This window comes from Paenibacillus sp. MCAF9 (assembly GCF_052114265.1).
Taxonomy (GTDB): Bacteria; Bacillota; Bacilli; order Paenibacillales; family Paenibacillaceae; genus Pristimantibacillus.
In genome coordinates, this window is record NZ_JBFREL010000019.1 from 51,407 (window position 1) to 72,021 (window position 20,615).

General features: G+C 36.8%; 21 protein-coding genes and 3 pseudogenes. 3 read left to right on the plus strand and 21 right to left on the minus strand.

Annotated features, from left to right (window positions below):
- Window positions 1–31 precede the first annotated feature (31 nt).
- The 3 genes from AB4Z45_RS23030 to AB4Z45_RS23040 are packed head-to-tail and all read left to right on the plus strand — an operon-like array spanning window position 32 to window position 4,081.
- Entirely contained in the window at window positions 32–1,795 is a 1,764-nt protein-coding gene (locus tag AB4Z45_RS23030) for a sensor histidine kinase (protein WP_441911844.1), read from the plus strand.
- Window positions 1,770–2,531 carry a response regulator transcription factor gene (locus AB4Z45_RS23035; RefSeq protein ID WP_076270578.1) on the plus strand — a complete coding sequence of 254 codons (762 nt, stop codon included), beginning with the start codon at window positions 1,770–1,772 and terminating at the stop codon, window positions 2,529–2,531. The genes AB4Z45_RS23030 and AB4Z45_RS23035 overlap by 26 nt, the downstream gene beginning before the upstream one ends.
- A 29-nt stretch (window positions 2,532–2,560) precedes the next feature.
- Window positions 2,561–4,081 (plus strand): ABC transporter substrate-binding protein, encoded by a 1,521-nt coding sequence (locus tag AB4Z45_RS23040; RefSeq protein ID WP_441911846.1) that lies wholly within the window; start codon window positions 2,561–2,563, stop codon window positions 4,079–4,081.
- Between the two features lie 100 nt (window positions 4,082–4,181).
- Here the strand turns inward: AB4Z45_RS23040 and AB4Z45_RS23045 are convergent, their stop codons facing one another.
- From AB4Z45_RS23045 to AB4Z45_RS23145, 21 genes and pseudogenes are all read right to left on the minus strand, one after another.
- On the minus strand, window positions 4,182–5,183 hold the full coding sequence (locus AB4Z45_RS23045; RefSeq protein ID WP_441911848.1) for an NADP-dependent oxidoreductase: 1,002 nt from the start codon (window positions 5,181–5,183) through the stop codon (window positions 4,182–4,184).
- Window positions 5,184–5,247: 64 nt separating this feature from the next.
- Window positions 5,248–5,586 (minus strand): ArsR/SmtB family transcription factor, encoded by a 339-nt coding sequence (locus AB4Z45_RS23050; RefSeq protein ID WP_339208387.1) that lies wholly within the window; start codon window positions 5,584–5,586, stop codon window positions 5,248–5,250.
- A 209-nt stretch (window positions 5,587–5,795) separates the two neighbouring features.
- Window positions 5,796–6,134, minus strand: coding sequence for a hypothetical protein (locus tag AB4Z45_RS23055; RefSeq protein WP_441911850.1), 339 nt, complete (start codon window positions 6,132–6,134; stop codon window positions 5,796–5,798).
- 123 nt (window positions 6,135–6,257) lie between these two features.
- Window positions 6,258–6,851 (minus strand): YdeI/OmpD-associated family protein, encoded by a 594-nt coding sequence (locus AB4Z45_RS23060; protein ID WP_441911852.1) that lies wholly within the window; start codon window positions 6,849–6,851, stop codon window positions 6,258–6,260.
- A gap of 625 nt (window positions 6,852–7,476) precedes the next feature.
- The gene (locus AB4Z45_RS23065; RefSeq protein WP_441911854.1) at window positions 7,477–7,878 is read right to left on the minus strand and encodes a hypothetical protein; all 402 of its coding nucleotides are present in this window, start codon (window positions 7,876–7,878) and stop codon (window positions 7,477–7,479) included.
- A gap of 661 nt (window positions 7,879–8,539) precedes the next feature.
- The gene (locus tag AB4Z45_RS23070) at window positions 8,540–9,316 is read right to left on the minus strand and encodes an AraC family transcriptional regulator (RefSeq protein ID WP_441911855.1); all 777 of its coding nucleotides are present in this window, start codon (window positions 9,314–9,316) and stop codon (window positions 8,540–8,542) included.
- 24 nt (window positions 9,317–9,340) lie between these two features.
- Window positions 9,341–9,916, minus strand: coding sequence for a LysE family translocator (locus AB4Z45_RS23075; protein WP_441911857.1), 576 nt, complete (start codon window positions 9,914–9,916; stop codon window positions 9,341–9,343).
- Window positions 9,917–10,010: 94 nt separating this feature from the next.
- Window positions 10,011–10,487: a WapI family immunity protein gene (locus AB4Z45_RS23080; RefSeq protein WP_441911859.1), complete on the minus strand. Its 477-nt coding sequence runs from the start codon at window positions 10,485–10,487 to the stop codon at window positions 10,011–10,013.
- A 31-nt stretch (window positions 10,488–10,518) separates the two neighbouring features.
- A complete protein-coding gene (locus AB4Z45_RS23085) occupies window positions 10,519–11,109 on the minus strand; it encodes a DUF3885 domain-containing protein (protein WP_441911861.1) in 591 nt (196 codons plus the stop codon).
- 28 nt (window positions 11,110–11,137) lie between these two features.
- The gene (locus AB4Z45_RS23090; RefSeq protein WP_441911862.1) at window positions 11,138–12,268 is read right to left on the minus strand and encodes a hypothetical protein; all 1,131 of its coding nucleotides are present in this window, start codon (window positions 12,266–12,268) and stop codon (window positions 11,138–11,140) included.
- A 178-nt stretch (window positions 12,269–12,446) separates the two neighbouring features.
- Window positions 12,447–13,051 (minus strand): annotated as a pseudogene (locus tag AB4Z45_RS23095) (CatB-related O-acetyltransferase).
- 68 nt (window positions 13,052–13,119) lie between these two features.
- A pseudogene (locus AB4Z45_RS23100) lies at window positions 13,120–13,512 on the minus strand (GrpB family protein).
- 88 nt (window positions 13,513–13,600) lie between these two features.
- The gene (locus AB4Z45_RS23105; protein ID WP_441911864.1) at window positions 13,601–14,053 is read right to left on the minus strand and encodes a hypothetical protein; all 453 of its coding nucleotides are present in this window, start codon (window positions 14,051–14,053) and stop codon (window positions 13,601–13,603) included.
- A gap of 263 nt (window positions 14,054–14,316) precedes the next feature.
- Entirely contained in the window at window positions 14,317–15,216 is a 900-nt protein-coding gene (locus AB4Z45_RS23110) for an aminoglycoside phosphotransferase family protein (protein ID WP_441911865.1), read from the minus strand.
- Between the two features lie 30 nt (window positions 15,217–15,246).
- Complete coding sequence (locus AB4Z45_RS23115) at window positions 15,247–15,834, minus strand: GNAT family N-acetyltransferase (RefSeq protein WP_441911867.1); 588 nt, start codon at window positions 15,832–15,834, stop codon at window positions 15,247–15,249.
- A 193-nt stretch (window positions 15,835–16,027) separates the two neighbouring features.
- Window positions 16,028–16,327 (minus strand): hypothetical protein, encoded by a 300-nt coding sequence (locus AB4Z45_RS23120; protein WP_441911869.1) that lies wholly within the window; start codon window positions 16,325–16,327, stop codon window positions 16,028–16,030.
- A gap of 192 nt (window positions 16,328–16,519) precedes the next feature.
- Window positions 16,520–17,344: pseudogene (locus AB4Z45_RS23125) on the minus strand (GNAT family N-acetyltransferase).
- Window positions 17,345–17,579: 235 nt separating this feature from the next.
- On the minus strand, window positions 17,580–18,050 hold the full coding sequence (locus tag AB4Z45_RS23130) for a hypothetical protein (RefSeq protein WP_441911871.1): 471 nt from the start codon (window positions 18,048–18,050) through the stop codon (window positions 17,580–17,582).
- Between the two features lie 166 nt (window positions 18,051–18,216).
- Complete coding sequence (locus AB4Z45_RS23135) at window positions 18,217–18,807, minus strand: class I SAM-dependent methyltransferase (protein ID WP_441911872.1); 591 nt, start codon at window positions 18,805–18,807, stop codon at window positions 18,217–18,219.
- A 570-nt stretch (window positions 18,808–19,377) separates the two neighbouring features.
- A complete protein-coding gene (locus AB4Z45_RS23140) occupies window positions 19,378–19,599 on the minus strand; it encodes a DUF7660 family protein (protein WP_441911874.1) in 222 nt (73 codons plus the stop codon).
- A 471-nt stretch (window positions 19,600–20,070) separates the two neighbouring features.
- Window positions 20,071–20,247 (minus strand): hypothetical protein, encoded by a 177-nt coding sequence (locus AB4Z45_RS23145; protein WP_441911876.1) that lies wholly within the window; start codon window positions 20,245–20,247, stop codon window positions 20,071–20,073.
- Window positions 20,248–20,615: the final 368 nt, after the last annotated feature.

The window sequence follows — 20,615 nt, forward strand, 5'->3', positions numbered from 1 at the left end:
TTAAGGCGAGCTGCTGCAATTGAGGTGCCATATGAGCTCTTTTTTACAAATCAAAATTTATCGTTACAAGTTTATTGCCTATGTCGTCTTTGTCGTAACTATCGGACTCGCCCTTGGCATTCTGACCTGCGTCATGCTGCTGAATCAGTGGGTTGGTGATGCTCGTTTAGAGGCTGCAAATGCGTTCGCAGGTGTAGAGAATGAGCTGCAGTACGATGCTGACCGAATTGAGGCTTACATGCAGCGTATATACTCCAATCATAGTCTAATGGAAGATGCTCGCAGCTTTTTGAACAGCAGCGTTGAAGGCTATTTAACCAATAGCCTGCAAAACAGCCAATTCTCACAGCCGTTGGTATCCTTCCCAGAGGATATTAAAACCTACCTGTACAGCTGGGCGCAGGGTGAAATTACGCAGGTTAGTCTGCATACCAACCAGTATAGCAATGTTGTACGCTTTAATGAGAACGGAATTGCAAGCTTCATATTCGGTCTTCCAAATACAGACGAAGCTTTTCACGATACGATTCAAAAAGGCTTCGTATATCGCAAGAAACTATCGGATACATCACTGGGCTCTAAGGAATTAGGGGAGCTGCGCTTCTTGGTCAGCAGTGATCAAGTCTTTAAATCTATACAAAATTATCGTTTGGGAAAAGCTGCTGCAGTCAGTACCTCTGGTGAGGTCTACCTTATCGGCAGCGGCCAGGATCAGAAATTAGAGGAATTATCGCGTCTCGCAGCGGCGAATGGACGCAGTCATGGCGTTATTTCGCAGGGCTTGTTCAAGCATATATTTTATATTACCTTTCCATCCACCAAGTTCAATTTCAAGTTCGTTAGCATCGTTGATTTATCCATGCTGATTAAGCAGCATGCCAGGATGCTGCTTACCATCTTTCTGATCGTAATAACGACCATGATAAGTGTACTACTGCTCATTGTGTATAATATGCGGGATGATTTCCGCTTCCTGCACCGCATTATTCAATCGATTGGTCGCGTAAAATCTGCTAATTTCACACCTAATCGCCCTGCCCGTTATCGTCGAAATGAATACGGCATGATTGCAAGGGAACTAGATGATATGATTGAGAAGTTAGATAAGCATATCCGCAATGAATATTTACTTAAACTAAAGCAGCAAGAAACTGAGATGAAAGCGCTTCAAAATCAAATCAATCCTCATTTCCTTTATAATACGTTAGAGGTCATCCGCTCCACTGCTTTGGTTAATCAGGACAGAGATACCGCTGATGCCATTGCTACCTTAGGGGCGCTCTATCGCGAAATCGTCAAGAAGGAAAATATTATTTCGATTGCAAGTGAGCTGGAATTGCTGCAAAAGTACTTGGAAATTATGGAGTTTAAATATCCAGAACGTTTTTTTTATCAAGTCAATGTAGATCCTGCGCTACTCTCGATCCCTACCGTGAAATTTTGGATGCAGCCTTTGGCTGAAAACTTTTTCATCCACGGCTTTAGCGCTAGCAATGAGTTTAACCTGTATATCGTTAATGGCTGGGAAGCTGAAGATTATTATGTATTGGAATTTGTGGATAATGGTCGTGGTATTGGCGCGGAGCGTTTAAATGCAGTGCGAAGCACACTGTCCAACCAGGATGATACTTCTTCCGAGAGTATCGGTTTACGCAACGTCTACACGAGGCTTCACTTCTTTTACGGGAAAAGCTTTTATATAGAGATTGGAAATAATGAGGAAGCTGGAGTTAAGATTTCTGTACGGATTCCAAAAGAGGTGATTGAACATGTACAAACTGCTGATAATGGATGACGAACCACAGATTTTGGAGGGGATGAAGCGAATCCTCGACTGGAAACAATACGGATTCAGTCGAATAGATACGTGCGAATCTACGGAAGCAGCCATGTCCAAGGTTGTAGACCTGCTGCCTGATGTCGCTATTTTTGATGTCTGTGTTGGCAAGGATCTTGGTTATGAAACGATTCATAGACTTAATGAGCTCCAAATCCCTACCAAATATGTGATTATGAGCGGCTATAGTGAATTCAAGTATGCCCAAGAAGCCATTCGCTGTGGTGTTAAAGACTATCTGCTCAAGCCATTAGATCGTACAAAGCTGCAGCAAGTAATTGAGAAAATTATTGTCGAGGATCTCCATGGTACGATAGGCAATGCTAGCTGCGAGAGCCTGAACAAGGACCCGGTACTCGGTGTAAGTTATGACAGCTTATCCAAGCTGGTTAACCGCATTTTGCTCATGATCAAGACGGAGTATGCTCAGAATATTACTTTAAAATCAGTGGCAGAACGTTTCCAGATGAACAGTACCTATCTCGGACAATTATTTCTTAAAGAATCCGAAATGAAATTTTCAGAATATCTAATGGCTTACCGTATGCTGCTCGCACAAGAACGAATTCAATCGACTGATGAGAAGATTTCTTCTATCGCGCTTTCCGTCGGCTACAACAATCTCAATTATTTCTATACACATTTTCAAAGCTTTTTCGGAAAGTCTCCCTCTGATCTGCGGGGAAAAGGTTAACAACGAACTCGGCAGAAAGGCGGATATCGATGCAAAAGCGCTCTAGATACAGATATATCTTCATTACATTCAGTGTTATACTGCTGCTCACAGCGTATACAACCGGTTGCTCTCGGCAAGATAGCAAAAACAACAATGATAAATATCATGGGGACACGGTAAATCTGATCTATTACACAATCGGAGAGCCTGACAAAGATCTGAAGCTCGTAAATGATAAAATTAATGAAATTATGGCTCGTAAAATTGGCGTGACCATCACCTATATTAAGGTTGGTTGGCAGGAGTATGAGGATCGGCTGAACACGCTCATATCCGCAGGTAGCCCGTTCGACATTGCTTTTGCCCCCAACTATGCAACTACCGCTATGCGCGGCGCATGGCTGAAACTTGATGACTATCTTTTGAGTCTAGGTAAGGATTTGTACGACACGATTGACCCCACCTTCTGGCAAGGGGTAAGAATGAATGATGGAGGCATTTATGGTGTACCGACCAATAAAGAGCTGGCTGTACGTGATCATTGGATGTACCCTGCTTCGATCGTGAAAAAGTACAATATCGATATCACCAAGTATAATACGCTGGAATCGCTAGAACCATTGCTCCGGATGATTCAGCAGAATGAACCATCCTATATACCAATGGAATTAGATCGGGATTCACAAAATTTCTTCGCTCTCTATGGCTACGAGTATATTTTGAATCATAAAGTTCCGTTAATGGTGAAATCACTGGACCCTAACTCTAAGGTCGTGAATATTTTTGAAACAAAGGAAGCCCGGCAGATATTAGACACAATGCGACGGTATTACAAAGAGGGCTTCATTAACAAGGATGCTGCACTGCGGGAGCCTGGCGGACTTAAGCGTGGGGATCAGGTATTCTGGAAATCCTCAGGCGGCGGCCCACTCTCGGATACGAATTGGAGTAAGGATCGCGGGTACAAGGTTGTATCGAATCCCGTAACCCCTAGTGTCGTCACTACGGAATCCGTCCGTGGCGGAATCATGGCTATTAATGCCAACACCAAGCATCCTGTTGAGTCTATTAAGTTTCTGAACCTGCTTAATACAGACCCTGAAATACGAAACCTATTTAACTATGGAATTGAAGGATTGCATTACACGCTAGATGAACATGGGCAAGCGAACCCCATTCCCGGCAAAGACAGCCAAGGCAACCCAATCCCGGATGCACCAGCGAGCTATGCAGGAGTACAATATACACAGGGCAACTGGTTTATCTTGAAAACTATAGGCGGCGATAACCCGGAACCGCTCGATAAGTGGGATCAATTCCGCAAATACAACGCTGAAGCAATCAAGTCCACCATTCTTGGCTTCACGCCTGATCTATCTAAGCTGACCGCCCAAACCGATAACATCGAGATGATTTGGAAAAAATACTATCCAAGTCTTATGACTGGTACGGTCGATGTTGACACAATCCTCCCAAAATTTAACGAGGAGCTAAAACTAGCAGGTATCGAAGAGGTGCGGAAAGAAATACAGAAGCAGTTGGATGAGAAGCGAAGCTCAAAGAGGTAAGTACTTTAATGCCTCCCACAGCCTATTATTGAATATGTATATAAGCGGAAAAGGCAGCCCAGGCTGCCTTTTGTCATTCTACTATTTTACTTGGTAAAACTTACTTTATTTTAACGACTACCTTTCCTTTAGCCCTTCCGCTTTCAAGGTATTGAAAGGCTTGCCCTGTTTCTTTAAAATCAAACACTTTATCAATAACCGGAATAATGTGACCCTCTTCTATAAACTTCTTAATGATCTTTAATTGCGCTCCGCTTGGTTTCATAAAGAGGAAATGATATCTCGTACCGCTTTTCTTCTCTAGGGCTGTAATTTTACGGCTCACAATGGATAGAACGGCCGTCTTCAACCAGCCTAATTTTGCTTCCTTGCCGAATCTGGAGTTGGGCAGGCCGGAGACGGATACTATTTTTCCGTTTGGTTTCAGCACCTGGAATGATTTTTCCAATGCTGTCCCACCTAAGGTATCGTACACCGCGTCATATCCCTTAAGCATTTCTTCAAAATTCTCTGTTTTATAATTAATGATTTGATCGGCGCCCAGTGAGTTGACCAAATCATAGCCTTTATCACTTGCTGTTGTTGCGACATAAGCGCCCATCAATTTGGCCAGTTGGATAGCAAAGGTTCCTACCCCTCCAGATCCTGCATGAATCAAAATCTTTTGCCCTTTTTGAAGGTTCAAAATATCGTAAAAGGCCTGATATGTCGTAAGTCCGACCAGTGGTATCGATGCCGCTTCTTCAAAATTTAGGTTTCGTGGTTTTAGAGAAATATCATCTTCATGAATGGCAATATATTCAGCTAACGTTCCGATCCTGTCTTTGCGAGGTCTTCCATAAACCTCATCACCGGGTTTAAATGCGCTCACGCGCTTACCAACCTTCGTTACTACCCCAGAAAAATCATTTCCGAGAACTAAAGGAAATTCATACGTTAGCAGTAATTTTACTTTTCCTTCTTTTATTTTGAAATCGATAGGATTTAAGCTCGCCGCATAAATCTCTACTAATACATCATGTTCTCCCATTGTAGGCATTGGTCGTTCCGTCATGATTAAGGGTACATTTTTCCCATATTTCTCAATCGTCATAGCCTTCATTATTATCACTCCTATCAAGATCATTCGTTTAAACATATAAACGTATAAAGCGAAAAAATTCATTTTATTCCATTGAAGATTGCAAAGATCCGCTACACTGAGCTTCAATAGCCTCAATTAAAGATTTAAGTTGCTCTAATGGTTTGCGGAGAGTCAGGACATAGTAATTTTCAACGCTCTTTTTCTCGTAGCTAACATAGCCAGACTGTCTTAATACCTTCAAATGATGGGAGACGGCAGGCCGGGACAAGTCAATTTGATCCGCTATAGTATTAACATTAAGTCCAGCTTTATGCTGTGCAAGCAGCAAAATTATGGCTTGACGTTTTTCATCTGTAAGAACATCCAGCAAGGGAATGGAATCTTTAAATTGCTGTACAATATGTTCAGTATTTTGGCTCATACACTTCACTTCCGTTCATTCGTTTAAATATATAAACCTATTATAACCAACTTTTTGACAAGATCAAATATTTTATACAATACCTATGCTGGCGGAGCAGCGCTGGTATCGGTTCTTATCCGCAGAATCATAATTAACTATTTTATATTTAGCACTATCTTTAATTCATTTTCCAAATCGCAATTCTCATCTATGTATTTCAAGCATTCTTAGTTTCTTTTTGCAGTTGGAAACTCCACAATTTGAATGCTGAATAGATCCAAAACCGCAAAAACTGCCAAAGCAAACCCGCTATTCCATAACGCATGAATCCAATTTTCTTCAAACTTCTTCTTGCATTCATCAATAATAGTTTGATTAATAATAATAGGAGTTGTTACAGCCATCTCTGAGTAGAGATGATTAGTTAAATCCAACTTATCAACCATCCATTGCAGCCCCGCCAGGGTTCCCTTATCATTTTCCAATGTAGCCTTCTGATGTGAGTCAATCCAGTTAAGCAGCTGATCTTTTCGCTCCTGAGTCATTTCCACAGTAACAATGAACATAAAATCACTCTTTTACCGTTTAGTTTAAAAAACAATTTGATTTCGTTATCAGTCCCATTAGCTAAATGGTATTTAGCGACTGGGTTCTTCTATTTCTTTCGAACAGGAAAACAAATACACATCCTAATCATTTAAACCCTTTCCATCCAGAATTTGCTGCTTATATTTTTCAACCCTTGACTCGCGAGTTTTGGATTGTTTGGGTTCAGAAAAGTAAAAAATGTATGCTCTTTGCCGTCCCGGCGTCAATGCTTCAAAAGCAGTTTTCAAGGCAGGCATCTCATCTAATTTGTTTTGAAATTCATCAGGAATTGTGTATTCTGTATTCTTTTTAAAAACCACTTCCAAACCGGCTTTTTCAACTTCAATGGCTTCATTAATATAGGATTTCAAGATAGCTTCCATTTCAACTATTTCTTGAACGCTGGTGAACCGAATTTGGCGTGCCGCCTGTACATTTTCTGTTTGTTGGATTAGGATGCCATTAGGATCTTTTAACAAAGCACCTTTGTGAAACAGAAGCGCGCAATATTCTTTAAATCCGTGGATTAAAACTATGTTTTTATTCTGAAACGTGTAACAAGGATGCATCCACTTATATTCTTCAGTCAGCTCACAGTCAAGAACGATATTTCTCAACTTCTTATATTCTTCTTTCCACTTTTTAGATTTACCTATAAATCCATCAACCTTAAGATTCAGTCCACTATTTATCATCAAGGAATACCCCTCTTCATCATTAATAAATCCACAGGATTGCTTTCTAATCTTGTCCCTTTTTGTGCCCGCTCCAAGCTGATGGACATCGACTAATACCGCGTCATCACTTTTTCATCAGTTGCACATAGGTTCCATTGTACTGCATTTTTATGGATTGTACAGTTTGCATACAAACTCTATTATTAATTAATTTTTTATCTTAATAATTTCATTGTATACAACCAGATTTCTAGTTATACCCTCACAAGTTATTACCATGCTAGTTGACTCATAATGGCTTTTGTTTCCTGCTGTTCCCCTCATTCTTGTGATTGCTGAACTATGGTACTCATTGTTTATGAAATCAGTCGGTTTTTACAATTTGGCACTTTACACAAACAGAATAAAAGGCCTCCGGAACATTCTGGAAGCCTCTCCATTCATTCCTCTTTTATGCCTAACATCGATTGAGCATACTGGCGATATTCATCTTAGTTGATATTTTTCGACGAACACTGCGATTAGCACCGGATAAGCTGCACATCGCTCCACGATATGCTTAGCCACCGTGCGCATACACTCCAGCCACTAATTGTTTGTTTAACTATTTACCCATTAACTCAAACAGTCGTTCACATTTAAACTATCTTTTATTTAAAAGTAGCAGTCTTTTAGCCAAATAATCCTTTTCTATTGTTTTATTCACTAGACCATATTTATTTGTTTCATATAGCTTATCGTTTTCTACTGTAAGGATAGTTATGGGTTTATCTAATGTGGTAATTCCTTGTTGAATACTTATTAATAAATTTGAATGTACTTTGTTTGACTTTCTCAGAGGTTCAGAGTTTGAATGGATGGTTTCTCCCTTAATATTAATTCTCCCTTCCTCATTACGCCACCATCTAAATGTTTCGATTGTGGAAAGTGACCAATTTAGGTATTCTATCCACCCATCTCCGTGTTCAAGAAAATAAATGATCTCATCACTAGTTCCCGGAGCAAATAATGCATCTGCAGACCATTTTCCTACTATTTCATCCATACTTTTAAACCTCCATAGTTATCGATTTTCTCTCAAGTCGTTATGTAAGATTAGGAGTGTCAAAAATCATCATGCTTAAACTAAAAAAAAGTACAAAGGATACAAAACTAAACAAAACGAACCGTGATTTTCTTATCTTTATTTTTCTGAAAATTGTTCGATTGCTAAATATTAAAATAGCTAGAAATGAAGTTAATATTAAAAGAGTTATGGGTAGGAGGACGACTATTACATCTTCTTCTCCTCTCATATCAGAACCGTCATGAAATCCCATAAAATAACCTATTACATATATACATGATGCACTGATTTTTATAATGTATGGAAACATCTGCGCTAAAAATGAATTAATGATTCCACCTAGTATTAGATATAGAGTTTTCAATTACACACCTCCATAATTTTATAAGAACTCCTTTCTTTAATTTTGAAAACCATAACTGTATAGACGTTAGATATCCAAAAATGTTTTAATTTATGGTATATCATCCAAAATAAACATTTTCATCTCAACTAAGCTGCTCGTAAACGCAACGAGGCTGCCAATCTAAGTCGGCAGCCTCGTTTAATGTTTATTAAGTTATATTTGAATAAGAATAACAAGGCTAATCCCAGTGGTTATAGATTATTGCACCTACTGTCATAGGCACCTATCGCCCCTCTAATTCAAATATGACATATATTCGAAAGCAGTTGTGCCATATACACTTTTAAAATGTTTATTTAAATGTGTTAAATCCACAAAACCGCATGCAGCCACTGCAGAGTAAATATCTCTATTTTTTTCGATCAACTGTTTAGCAAGTTCAATTTTGCAGTTAAGAAAGTATTGATACGGTGAAATTCCAGTATTCTCCTTGAAAAAGCGAATAAACTTAAACTTTGATAAATAAAGTTCATGACAAATCTCATCAAGTTTCAATACCTGTACCAGATTGGCATGAAGCATATCCTTTGCCTTGTGAATTAGTGCGGTATCCTTTTTGTTATCTGTCGAAAATTTCGTTTGGACGAGGCTATCAGTGAGAGATACGAATAATTCATTACAAATGGCCTCGTCTTTTCCGCTTAATATTGCATAGGAAAGGTTTAATATCCCTTGTTTTAGTCGATCATCATACACAACAGGTTTAGGAAAACGTACGATATCCTTTTTCTCAATAACCTCCAAAAATAATTGCGGGTCAATATAGATCATAACATAATCCAGACCTGTCTTATCCTGCGCCATTCCATCATGAGCCTGTTCCGGATTAAAAAACATAACACCATTCTGGTGGGATAATTGTAAAGTGCCATCCAAATTATATTTTTGGATTCCACGTAAAGTTACACCCATGGTATACTCTTGGTGGGCGTGCTTTTTATACGTAAAATCAGTCATATTCGCTGACAGCACCGTAATACCCGCTGATTTTTGATAAATAAATTTGTTCATTCCATTCACCTCTTCATCACTTGCCTACATCCAGATCATGATTGCAGCGTAAGCGAGAGATAACACCATCAATACATTAAATGTCTTATTATACTTTTGTAAAAACGCTTTGAAGATCGAACCAAAGAGAGCCCATGTCATAAATGCCATAAAACCAATTAACGTGATAGCTAGAATACTTAATGTGACTGCAGAACTTGAGTTATAGCTGGGCATAATGAAGGTTGGAATCACAGTCAATGTAAATAATACTACCTTTGGATTTAAAAACTGCATAAGAAATCCTGAGACGAAAGTAGCCGTTTGGTTTAATGCTCCGTTTGATGCATCCATTTTGTAAATTTGATAAACAAGATAAAACATATAACCACTTCCAATGATCTGCATCACAATGATTATTTTCGGTATAATCGTTATGAGAATCGTATTCAGCAAAGCAGAAATAACAAGTAATGAGGAAAAGCCAATTGTTGCTCCAAACGAATATTTCATTGCCTTTTTTACGCCGAAATTATGCACAGTGGATAATATGACGATATAGGTAGGTCCAGGTGTAAACGTTGCAATCGTACAGTAAATCAAAAAAGATGTAAAATCCATAAGAATACTCCTTTCAAGCTCTTCTCATAGCCTACATCTTAAATTGAAATTCCTATAGTATATTTGCAGAACTAACGTTTATTTCGCTATGGTTCTATGTGGCAAATCTGAAATCGGTATCCGTTTGAAGCTTCGTCACTGAAGAAAACCGTTTTAGGTCCTGAATAGTTAAATCGATAAATTCTTGGTTAAAATGAAACTCTCCCGCTAGAGTCGAATTTATATGCCCACTGGAATCGTTTCTTGAAGTTGATAATGAATATGTAACCAAAAAGTCTCCTTTGTGATTAATTCGCTCAAATGACATTGTAAATTCATTCGGAGACATTGATTGTAAACTGCATTTTTTTGAAACTCTCCCACTCTCAACTTGATTAATAAATTGCATCAGCTCGTCTATTGAAAACCATACTTCTGCATTACAACCTGAAAATTTGTTATCAATCACATCAATGGTACAGGATAGACTAGGGAGGCGGTTATGTTTATACTCTTCAAGTGTAAAATTAATGTATGATTTTTTGTCGTCTGAATATATCCTAAAGTCATAATCTGTTATAGGTTTGAACATCTATTATCCTCCTAACATGACTTACGACGACTTACGACTTGAAGATGGAGTCGATACTCTCTCTATCGTAATCTAATATCCAGTGATTATAATTTATGTAAAGTTCCTGGAGAGGTGCCGTTGTGTTAGAAACAATATCTAAACCTCTGCTGTCATATAAATAAAAAATCGTATTACGAGTTGTATTTACAAAAAATATTCTATGATACGCGAAGAGAAACATTGCAGGTTTAATATCTGATGTTTTGCAACTCAGTACATAACGGAACCTTACCCATTCATCTTCCTCTTCATCAGATATCGTAATGCTGTTACAATTAAGTTTTTTTAAAGTTTCCTTGCTTTTAACGCCTTTTTTAAACAATTTTATCTTGTAAGGCTTACTCTTCCTTCTAAAGCTAAGAAATAAAACAATAAATATTTCATCACTTTCACTGTGCGTTTTTTTAAATAGTTGAGTAGTACGATAGAGAACTTGTTCTCTGTATTTTTCATCAGAAACCAAAGGATCCGGGTCACCAATTTCAAATCGAATACCTACATCCGCGTTATAAAATAGAGGGGATTCCAATTTTAGTCCTAGAAACTTGTCATTGAGATAACGATCAAGTGATGCTGTCACTCATTTCCCACCCTTTCCCCGAAAAGTACTATAGTATTTGACTTCTTAGGTTCCAAGACTCTTCTGCCAAATCAAGCAGTGCCTGAGTTACTAACAACAGATGACTTGATTTTTCTTTTTGGTTTATTTTATCGTCTACTTCTAAATTACTAAGCATCTTATCAATAACCATGATAAACCTAAGCGATGTGCTCGCAGTAAAACCGAAACGGGCAAGTTTGAAATCCCCATCCCACCCGCCATCTCTGAGTCCTTGCATAAAATTTAGAAATAACTCTTCCTTATACTCTGCTACCATGTTAACGGGAACTTTCTTTTTTAATAACGCATATCCAATCATTCGACCAAGCTCTTCTCCCACACCTGAAATGCTTGCAAACTGCCAATCAATCGCTATTAATGAATCATTTCCATTCAATTGCTCTATAAAAATGTTATCCCAGTGTACGTCTTGATGGGCAAATACACGAGGCAGTAATTCTAATGTCTCCAGCAAGCTGTTTACTCGGTCTCTATTGATACGATAAAGCTCCCACATTGAGCTCTTACCATTAAAATCATTCAAGCAAGAATCCCAAATAACTTTTTGCTCCTCAATAGGTTTAGCATAAGCAGTACACACCTCAACCCAAGAACGCATCCAATTGTGGCATAAAAAAGATTCAGTTGGGAGAGTTTTCGCTGTTATGTATGCGCCATTGTATTTGCCAAGTAAATAGGATATTTTACACATGTGCTTGAATGACCATTCGCTTTGGACATTTTCAATAACTATATCCTCGAGCCAGATCCAGACATTTTCATCCGGATGCTCTTCTACTGTATAGCATAAGGGAGCCCTTATACCAAGTGGCAATTGATTCAGAATCCCTGAACGATAAACCAGAGCTTCGCGTTTCCAGTAGTAGTAGTGATTGACTTGATTACGCATAGGATCAGATTTTAGTATCTTGAGTATCATTGTATAATTTTGCTTTCTATCGTTGTCCAGAGCTATACAAGATACCCTATAAACCGAACTTTCTTCCTTGTTTTTTCCAAGAGGGCTGAAATTCCACGATAATAACTGTAAATTTTGAGAAGCTACAACTCGCTGTAATAGTGACTGTAAGTAATCAGGGTCAATTTTAATATCTTTTTCCGTTTTTGCGGTTATCATTATGAACAGACCTCTGTTTCTTCAAAATATATACATTTAAAATACGTGAAACGGTTCACGATTCCTTCCTGACAATTGCATTAACTTCCGGCTAACTTAATGAAAAAAGGAAGCAGTCGCTATAGCAAACTGCTCCTTATTTGTCAAACTATCATACCTTGTTAGCGTAATACCGTTTTTATAATGAATTCAGTAGTTCTTTTAAATCATCCGTATTATTGCTTGTCAAAATTGGAATATATTCAGTTATTTTTTCAACATCCCAGTTCCACCACTTCAAAGTATTGAGAATATCAATAGTCTCCTCGTCAAATCTATAACGGATTAATTTTGCTGGGTTACCTCCAACAATGGAATAGGATGGAACATCTTTAGTTACGACTGCGTTTGTTGCAATTATCTCACCATCTCCAATATGAATTCCCGGCATAATTGTAGCATTATAGCCTATCCAAACATCGTTCCCTATAACTGTATCCCCTTTGAAACCACCACTTAGATTTTTAGGCCGGCTTCCCACTCTCCTCCAAATGCCCCAAAAGGAAAGGTTGTAAACGAGTTTGTATTATGATTCCCACCATTCATAATAAATTTGGCGTTGGATGCTAAAGCGCAAAATTTTCCGATTTTCAGCTTATCACCAATAAAATCAAAATGATAAAGAACGTTTTTCTCAAAGCCTAATGGATCATTATTATCGTCATAATAGGTGTAATCTCCAACTTCAATATTTGGATTAACCACTATATTTTTAAGAAAACATAAGCTTCTGATATCCTTCATTGGGAAAACACTTTTTATATCTGGACCAATCAATTAGCGACACTCCTATAATATATTTTTAACTATGTTCATTTAATCTTCTTAGTTACACTTAGTTCGAATCCTAAACTGTCCAAAATTAAATTAATAAACTCAGTTTTTTCATCCGCATACAACAGTTTATCTGTCTGGTGTTTCTTGGAGAGTTTCACTTTCAAGTCTTGATATTCGTTTAGTGCTGCGTTATTTTCTAATAAGCCGTTGACACATTAACCCCCAAGTTGAAATTCTTTCAATTCAATTCCTATATCAATAATAGGTTTCGCGGATAAGTTTTTCACAGCTGTACTGCCTATATGGTGGACTGCCAAAATAAGTTCACCAAGTTCATTTTCTATTTGTGTCTTCTCCCATATAAACTCCTTCTCCCACTCTGCCGTCCAAGCCGCAAGAAAGACTTTACCTTTGGGTAGTCCTAGCACTCATATCACCTTTGCATCAACCATTTTAGGGGCATGCTAAAGTATTAAAGGTAATTTGTAAAATGTAATAATTTGCTCATATCGAGTCTTAATGCCCTCGTAAATCAAGATCACTTAATGGATAATTACTACTACCCCAAGTATAAACAATATAATAGTTAATTAATGTTTCATCTTTATTCAATGCCTTAAAAGTTAAATCATCATGCTCTATAAAAGCAATGTGATTACTAACCTGTTTTTCAACTATGTAACTCCAATCATTTTTGCGATACACCGAATAAAAATTATTTAATTCTTCCAAAGCAAGTTCTGATTTGATTAAAATAGCACCAAAAAATTGCATTCCATTTCCGTTTCCAACTAATTTTCCAGCTGATGATACAGCATCTATTATTTCAGTTTTATCTGGCAAATTTAATCTGATTAAATCTTTTTTAATGGAATATGCAATATTATTGTTTACAAATGGAATGGACGCAATTGGTATAACAAGAACTACCACTGCAATTGATAGAATAATTTTGAATGTCTTTTTCAATTAAACACCTCTCTCTAAATAATGAATCTATAGACTTAGCGCCTTCCTTTTTATTAATCCAATCAGTATGACAATATAGACGTAAGGGATTTTTAAATGTTTCCAATTAAGAATGTTTCATCCAATATCGATATTTGTGTTACTCAACTTTACTACCCCTAGCTTAATAAAATGAGCAGGCCACCGCAGCGCCTGCTCATTTTAATTCTTACTCATATAAAACAAACTCCACTGCGAAAATCAAAGTCTCTGTTAAACGGAAGCTAAAGTTGTTTTTCAATTTTCTCTGATTCGTAGTCGTCTACGATTATATTAATAATTTTATATGATTCGTCTGCAATTGCTTTGTTAGTATTTTTATTACCATTGTAGGTTATTAAAGCCTTCCATAACGCCCATCCTCTTGCTCGGTTCCAAGTTCCTTCATCCATATTTAATGCACTTTTGAATATCTTTCTACTCTTTTTATCAAAAAACGTCCATGCCATTGCAGCATCACAAGCGGGATCACCAACTCCCAATATACCGAAATCAATGACAGCATAGAGTTTTCCGTCTTGAATGAGTATATTTCCTGGTGCTATATCACCATGGACCCAAACCGGCTCCATTTCCCATTTAGAATCAAGGGCTGATTCCCAAATTTCTTTTAAGACCTGTTCATTAAAAACATCTTTATTATTCTCAATTGCATATCTTGACTCTTCATCGTATACAGCTATAGATCCGCCTCTATAGAAATTATGCTCCCCGGCTAAAGGACCTTCACTTGCATCAATAGATTGTAATTCAATTAAAAAAGAACCCAAGTCTATTGCAAATTGGTTAAGATCATTTAATTTTTCCTGAGACAAAGTCTCTCCTTCCAACCATTTGTTGATTGACCATGGCCAAGGATATTCTTCACTAGGATTCCCCTTAGCTATTGGCATAGAAATGGGTAAAGAAAGTTTTTTTGATAACATTGGCAGCCATTTTTGTTCTTTCTCCACTTGAGGAACATAGGATGCTGCACTTGGCAATCTTACACTCATATGTTCACCTAAATGAAATGTTCTATTATCATTCCCACTAAATTTTACAGGTCTTATTTCTAACTCAGACCATTCTGGGAATTGTTCATTTATTAATCTTACAACAACATCAACATTTATATTTTTCATTAATCACCTCTCCAATCACCCAAATTGCGTCTATATAATATGATGGTCCTTATGAAGAAAATTCACATACTCATCCTTCGTTAAACCAAACAAGATGGAATCATGATATTTTCCGTTTATGTAAAACACTTGACGCCTGATTCCTTCTTGAACACAGCCTACTTTTTTAAGCATATTAGCCGATGGCTCATTTCCTTCAAGAACATAATCATTGAATTTATTTAGTCTACGCTCGAAGAAAGCATATCTTAGGAGCATGTGTACTGCCCTGGTACCATATCCTTTACCTCGGTAGGGTTTATCAATGACGATGCCTATGCTAAATGTTCCATTCCTCTCGTCAATGCTATTTAAATTAATACCGCCTACACTTACACCATTCAAGTCTTCAATGGTAAACATAATTCTACTGTTCGTTGATGAAAAGTCCGTATTTTCCTCAACAAATCTTTTTGCTTCAGAAATTGTAGGCGGCAATTCTATTGTACATTCTAACAATCGACGCGCAGGAGTGTCATATCCACTTACATAACAGCTTTCCCAATCTTCTAGTAAAATTCCCCGCAATCGTATAGCTTCGTCTTGCCAAAAGTAAGTGCTGTAGTCTATTTCTTGCATAGAAACACCTCCACTTAATGAATAATTGTTATAATTATAACTAGTAAATTCAATGCGTAGTTAGTAATTTTCGGTTATAACTATTTTGCCCGTTAGCTTAATAAAAAAAAGCAGGCCACCGCAGCGCCTGCTCATTCTTCTATGCTATTCAATCACCATATCTGTTAGTTTAACGAGCTAATTATACAAACAACTACTCTTCTTGTTTCACTTTTTTTCGTCGAGAGAGTGATACCCCTCCAAAGCCACTGATGACAGCAATGTAAAAACCTATATCATACCACCAGCCAGAGTTGTAGATTTCATATACTCTAATATCGTGATTGAAAATGCCAATAATAACGGAAATAGGAGCAACCCAGYCATGCCATATCCCCCAGAAAAAACCTGCAGGATTTTGAGCATTATTTACACCATCTCCAGGTACACAGCCCGTTAATGAAAGTACAGTAAAAGTCATAAGTACCATTATTAATAAATACCTTTTTTTCATATCTCATCACCGTCCAATAACAAGTTTAACGAAGCCAATTTGTAGAATATAAATTTCACCTTCTATACTATGGAGACTAATCTCAAAATATTCTACAATTTCTTTTCCCTATATTAATCAAGCTGCCAACCTTTAAATATGTGAGATGTCCTCGCCTTCAAAGCGCTCCCTACGTCAATGGGCTTCGCCACGCTACATGTTATACCAATACATCGGATGCTCTGCGATTAGATCAAATCCAAGTTTATTGGCAAGAGATATCGATGCTTGATTATCTGTATGACAACTCCAGTTTGGTAGTAGTCTTTTACTACGACATTCATTGATAAACTCGATACCAACTTTTGTCGCGAGCCCTCTACATTTATGTTCCTCGATTGTAATAATATCAATCTCAGCAAAACCTCCGCCAACGTAAGGGGATGAACAAACACTTATGATTTTATTCTCTTTTGTAATAAAATGTCCGATGCCGCGCTCATTAAAATGCTCGTTGGAATCCCACACTATCTAATAGTATGTGTAGAAATCCTCGCGATATCTATTCGAGATATCTTCGTTTAGAACTTCATATTTCAGTCCTTCATCGATGTTTATATGTATGTCTTTACTATTTTCAATAAACTTTTGATCATTAAATCGGAAATAAGTACGTTTTATTTTATTTGCATGTTCTAGTTGATATTTCTGGAAAGCTCTTTCCCATTCGTCTGTGAACATCGCTAGTGCATAGAACCCAATGTGGTTGTCCTTATGATTTAGAAAGTTCGCTACAGCATCATTAAATCTGCAATCTGAGGCATTACCAACTAAACAATAGAATCCACCGCAACTTGTAAGAAAAGCAGCAGACGGATCTAATCTACTGTTTACAAATATCCTTCCTCTTTGCACATGTTCAATTACAGAAATGGCAAAGACTGCTTTGTTTTGGATTTTTGAAAACATTGGTAATACTTTAGTAAATTCGTTCCTACTCAACTCGAACATAACCCACCTCATTAAATATGCTTTCATTATTTTTCGATCATAGATTCAGTTGCCATTATATTCTAATTTACGCATTAGCTTAATAAAATGAGCAGGCACCGCATTACATACTCATTGGGTTTTATTCATATATTGTTAACCGCTATATTATGGTTATATTTACTCTAATTTTACCCGTTATAGCTTGATAACAAAGGAGCAACGGCATTAGTAAACTGTTCTTCTTTGGTCCACTTTAGTGTCCCGTTAGTTTTAAACGCTACTAATTGTCGAACCAAAAGACCATGCGTACATTGTCAGGATCGTCAATTTTACTTAGACGTGGGATAAAGTCACTCACAAAAGGGATAACCAACTCTTCAAAAGTAAAAATTTCTTCGTTGTCATCTTCCATTGTTTGTTGCCAATCATATTGGAGGAGTTCTTTTAAAGTGAGCCAACTTCTTGTGTGAGCATCCCCATTTTCTTCATCACTTTGATTCTTTACGTCTGGACTAACATCATCAGGAAGTCCCTTTGGCAGCGATATTGGTTGAATATTATATCGATTTCTTACATTAGCTAAAACCGCAAACAGTAGATAATTTCTATCTGTCCAGTATCTTTTTCGAACTTCTTTTACCTCAAAGTAAGGGTTATATATCCATTCATCTACGCTGATCCATTCAGTAATCAAAGGATTATCAATCTTAATTGTTTTCTGCTCGATATATACATGAATGTCTGTCCCCAATTATGCCACTGCCTTTCATCAATGAATTTAAAATTCAACTTCAATCGGCGTTCTTTCTCATTCTAATTCATATTGGAACTATCTTGGGCCATAGCTCAACGAGGCTGCTATTTCATGCAACAGCCTCATCCTGATTTTCATATGCTAACTTGTACCGTCAGTTAAATCATTTTTTGATTTTGCAAATGTAAAAAGAATATTCAGGAAAAACTTCGTATACATCCTTTTGTTCTAGGAGATAGCTACTATTTCTTATGTATTCATAAACCAATTCTATTGAGTATTTTAAGCTCGACATGAACATTAGATATCCCCCATGCTTTAACAATCTAAAACATGAATCCAGGCATTTTTTAAAATCCCCAGTCTCGTGTATAGCAGATCCTATTAATGTCACAAGATCATATTTTTCTATAGGCAAATCCGAATCAAAAATATTTTTGCACAAAACTTCTGAAGGATTCGGATGTCTTTCCTTCTGTTGCCTATACGAGAATATTTCACATATTTCAGTGTCTATATCAATACTCGTTAAATTCCCCTTTCCCTTTAACCAATATCCAAGGTAGTCATCCCAATCCCCTGTACCGATACCGACATTGCATACTTGCATTTCATCTGTAATGGGGAATGCTTTTCTAACGTAATCTCTTGTCACCAATTCAGTGTGGATACAAGGTGGTGATAAGTTCCACTCACCAGCTTCGGGACTTTTGAGCTCAAGATAATAATGAAACAATTTTTCATCCATATTCATTGAGAATCCCCCAATTTGCATATCATTATATGCTTAATAAAATGAGCAAGCCACAGAAGTCCCTACTCATCTTTTGATTTATTCAACTAACTTCCCTAGTTAGCGCAAGAGAGCCTTATTTATCTGAGAACGTTGTCCAAACTTGGTTATACAGTGTCATACCGTATTTTAACGAAAAACATCGATTAGCTTATTCAAAACGATGTATTCCAACACAACTATTCCTATGCAAATAAGTATAAAAAACTGAAGTCTCGCTGTGTTAATTCTATCCTTCAAATATTCCCCTCTAAAAAACGAAATTATGTTAGGAGTAAAAGTATGCCTAATAGATTCGTTATAATCATTTTCATCCACAAAGAAAATACGGAACAGAAATTTATATATTGGAATATTTAAAAGAAATAAAACAATAATTATAACCAGTTCAAAAGTCATATTGTTTTCCTCCAAAAATATCTTTACCTTATTTTACAATATATGAACGTCTTAGTTACAAACTTAGTGATCATTCCATTAAGGTGCTCTCAAAGTAAATTAATCTATCAAAATTGGACTAATTAATAATCATCACTCGTAGGATTTTCCAGCAGAGAGAATAATTGCGAAAATACTCCAATCTGGCTCAAGATTAGTCCATGAATCTTCAAGCCAGGCCTTCATCCCTTCTAAAAATGATTCCAAATTCGAATTTTCCCAATCATTTTTATTTGTATCCAAATCGCTCATTAAAGAAGCTACAAAATGAAGCATATCCTCTTTTGTTTTTACCTCATAAGGGTTTAAGCTCATTGTACTGAATCACCTCAGAAAAAATTGATAGTTTTATTTTTTTGTTACCCAATTTTAACACATATTGGAACCATACTGCCCAACAGTAAATAACAAGAATACGCAAAAAAACTTCCCCGCAGTACCCTGCAGTGAAGTTCTCTTTAATAAAATATCTTTTCATTCCGTTATCGTCGCTGCTTTGTAATATCTCAATATATTGATTTTTAAAATATTGCACATGCTCAGACACCCACTGGGCAAAGGTGCGTGCTGGGCGGCCAGTGACCTGTTCGATAGGCGGTTTCCTTTTTGTTAATCTTAATCTCCCTGTCAGTACATCGGGTTTTTATTATTAAAATACCTTTGTAGTATTTTTCAACATGTTGTTTGTAACAATGTTAACGACTATTAATCGGACGATTCAGCGATTTCATGCACGCCTTCAGTCGGTTTTCCGCGTAAAATTTCTCAAAAACGTTAACCATATGGTCAGCCTGTTTTTTGAAACTTTCCTTTAAGTAAACTAAATATTTTTATTGTTTTTTCAGAGAAACCTTGAAAGAAATCATTTAGATATTTTTGGACAAGGAACCGTGCCAAACTAAAGAATAGTGAAATAACTATTATAAACACAAATAGTTTTAATCCTGTTTCTATATATTCCATTTAGATAACGCCCTCCTATTCAATTATCATTATATACCAAGACATCGATTGAACAGGAACAAAAATTTTATTCTATACTTGTTCTCATAAATAGAATTGCTTATTAATTTAAATTAGATTTGGAAGAAACGATAGGAAAGTAGCATTAACCGCTATTTATTTTTATCCAGTACATCAAGGAATCTTTACCATTATAGTCAACGCAGCTTTTTGGATTGCCCTTAAATACGCTTATAAAGTGAATGTTAATTTGTGTGCGTTAGTTCGCAGTGAGCGAGGAAGATTGAAAAAAAGGATGTCTACAAAAATATCGCAAAACCCGTTTTACACTTTCTAGATTGCCTTGCTTCATTGATAAAACAAACTCA

What these genes read in the sequence shown, in the direction of transcription:
- AB4Z45_RS23030 (WP_441911844.1), top strand. Translation starts at nt 32, where the DNA reads ATGAGCTCTTTTTTACAAATCAAAATTTATCGTTACAAGTTTATTGCC.
- AB4Z45_RS23035 (WP_076270578.1), top strand. Translation starts at nt 1,770, where the DNA reads ATGTACAAACTGCTGATAATGGATGACGAACCACAGATTTTGGAGGGG.
- AB4Z45_RS23040 (WP_441911846.1), top strand. Translation starts at nt 2,561, where the DNA reads ATGCAAAAGCGCTCTAGATACAGATATATCTTCATTACATTCAGTGTT.
- AB4Z45_RS23045 (WP_441911848.1), bottom strand. Translation starts at nt 5,183, where the DNA reads ATGAAGGCTATGACGATTGAGAAATATGGGAAAAATGTACCCTTAATC.
- AB4Z45_RS23050 (WP_339208387.1), bottom strand. Translation starts at nt 5,586, where the DNA reads ATGAGCCAAAATACTGAACATATTGTACAGCAATTTAAAGATTCCATT.
- AB4Z45_RS23055 (WP_441911850.1), bottom strand. Translation starts at nt 6,134, where the DNA reads ATGTTCATTGTTACTGTGGAAATGACTCAGGAGCGAAAAGATCAGCTG.
- AB4Z45_RS23060 (WP_441911852.1), bottom strand. Translation starts at nt 6,851, where the DNA reads ATGATAAATAGTGGACTGAATCTTAAGGTTGATGGATTTATAGGTAAA.
- AB4Z45_RS23065 (WP_441911854.1), bottom strand. Translation starts at nt 7,878, where the DNA reads ATGGATGAAATAGTAGGAAAATGGTCTGCAGATGCATTATTTGCTCCG.
- AB4Z45_RS23070 (WP_441911855.1), bottom strand. Translation starts at nt 9,316, where the DNA reads ATGAACAAATTTATTTATCAAAAATCAGCGGGTATTACGGTGCTGTCA.
- AB4Z45_RS23075 (WP_441911857.1), bottom strand. Translation starts at nt 9,916, where the DNA reads ATGGATTTTACATCTTTTTTGATTTACTGTACGATTGCAACGTTTACA.
- AB4Z45_RS23080 (WP_441911859.1), bottom strand. Translation starts at nt 10,487, where the DNA reads ATGTTCAAACCTATAACAGATTATGACTTTAGGATATATTCAGACGAC.
- AB4Z45_RS23090 (WP_441911862.1), bottom strand. Translation starts at nt 12,268, where the DNA reads ATGATAACCGCAAAAACGGAAAAAGATATTAAAATTGACCCTGATTAC.
- AB4Z45_RS23110 (WP_441911865.1), bottom strand. Translation starts at nt 15,216, where the DNA reads ATGAAAAATATAAATGTTGATGTTGTTGTAAGATTAATAAATGAACAA.
- AB4Z45_RS23115 (WP_441911867.1), bottom strand. Translation starts at nt 15,834, where the DNA reads ATGCAAGAAATAGACTACAGCACTTACTTTTGGCAAGACGAAGCTATA.
- AB4Z45_RS23135 (WP_441911872.1), bottom strand. Translation starts at nt 18,807, where the DNA reads ATGAATATGGATGAAAAATTGTTTCATTATTATCTTGAGCTCAAAAGT.
- AB4Z45_RS23140 (WP_441911874.1), bottom strand. Translation starts at nt 19,599, where the DNA reads ATGAGCTTAAACCCTTATGAGGTAAAAACAAAAGAGGATATGCTTCAT.
- AB4Z45_RS23145 (WP_441911876.1), bottom strand. Translation starts at nt 20,247, where the DNA reads ATGGAATATATAGAAACAGGATTAAAACTATTTGTGTTTATAATAGTT.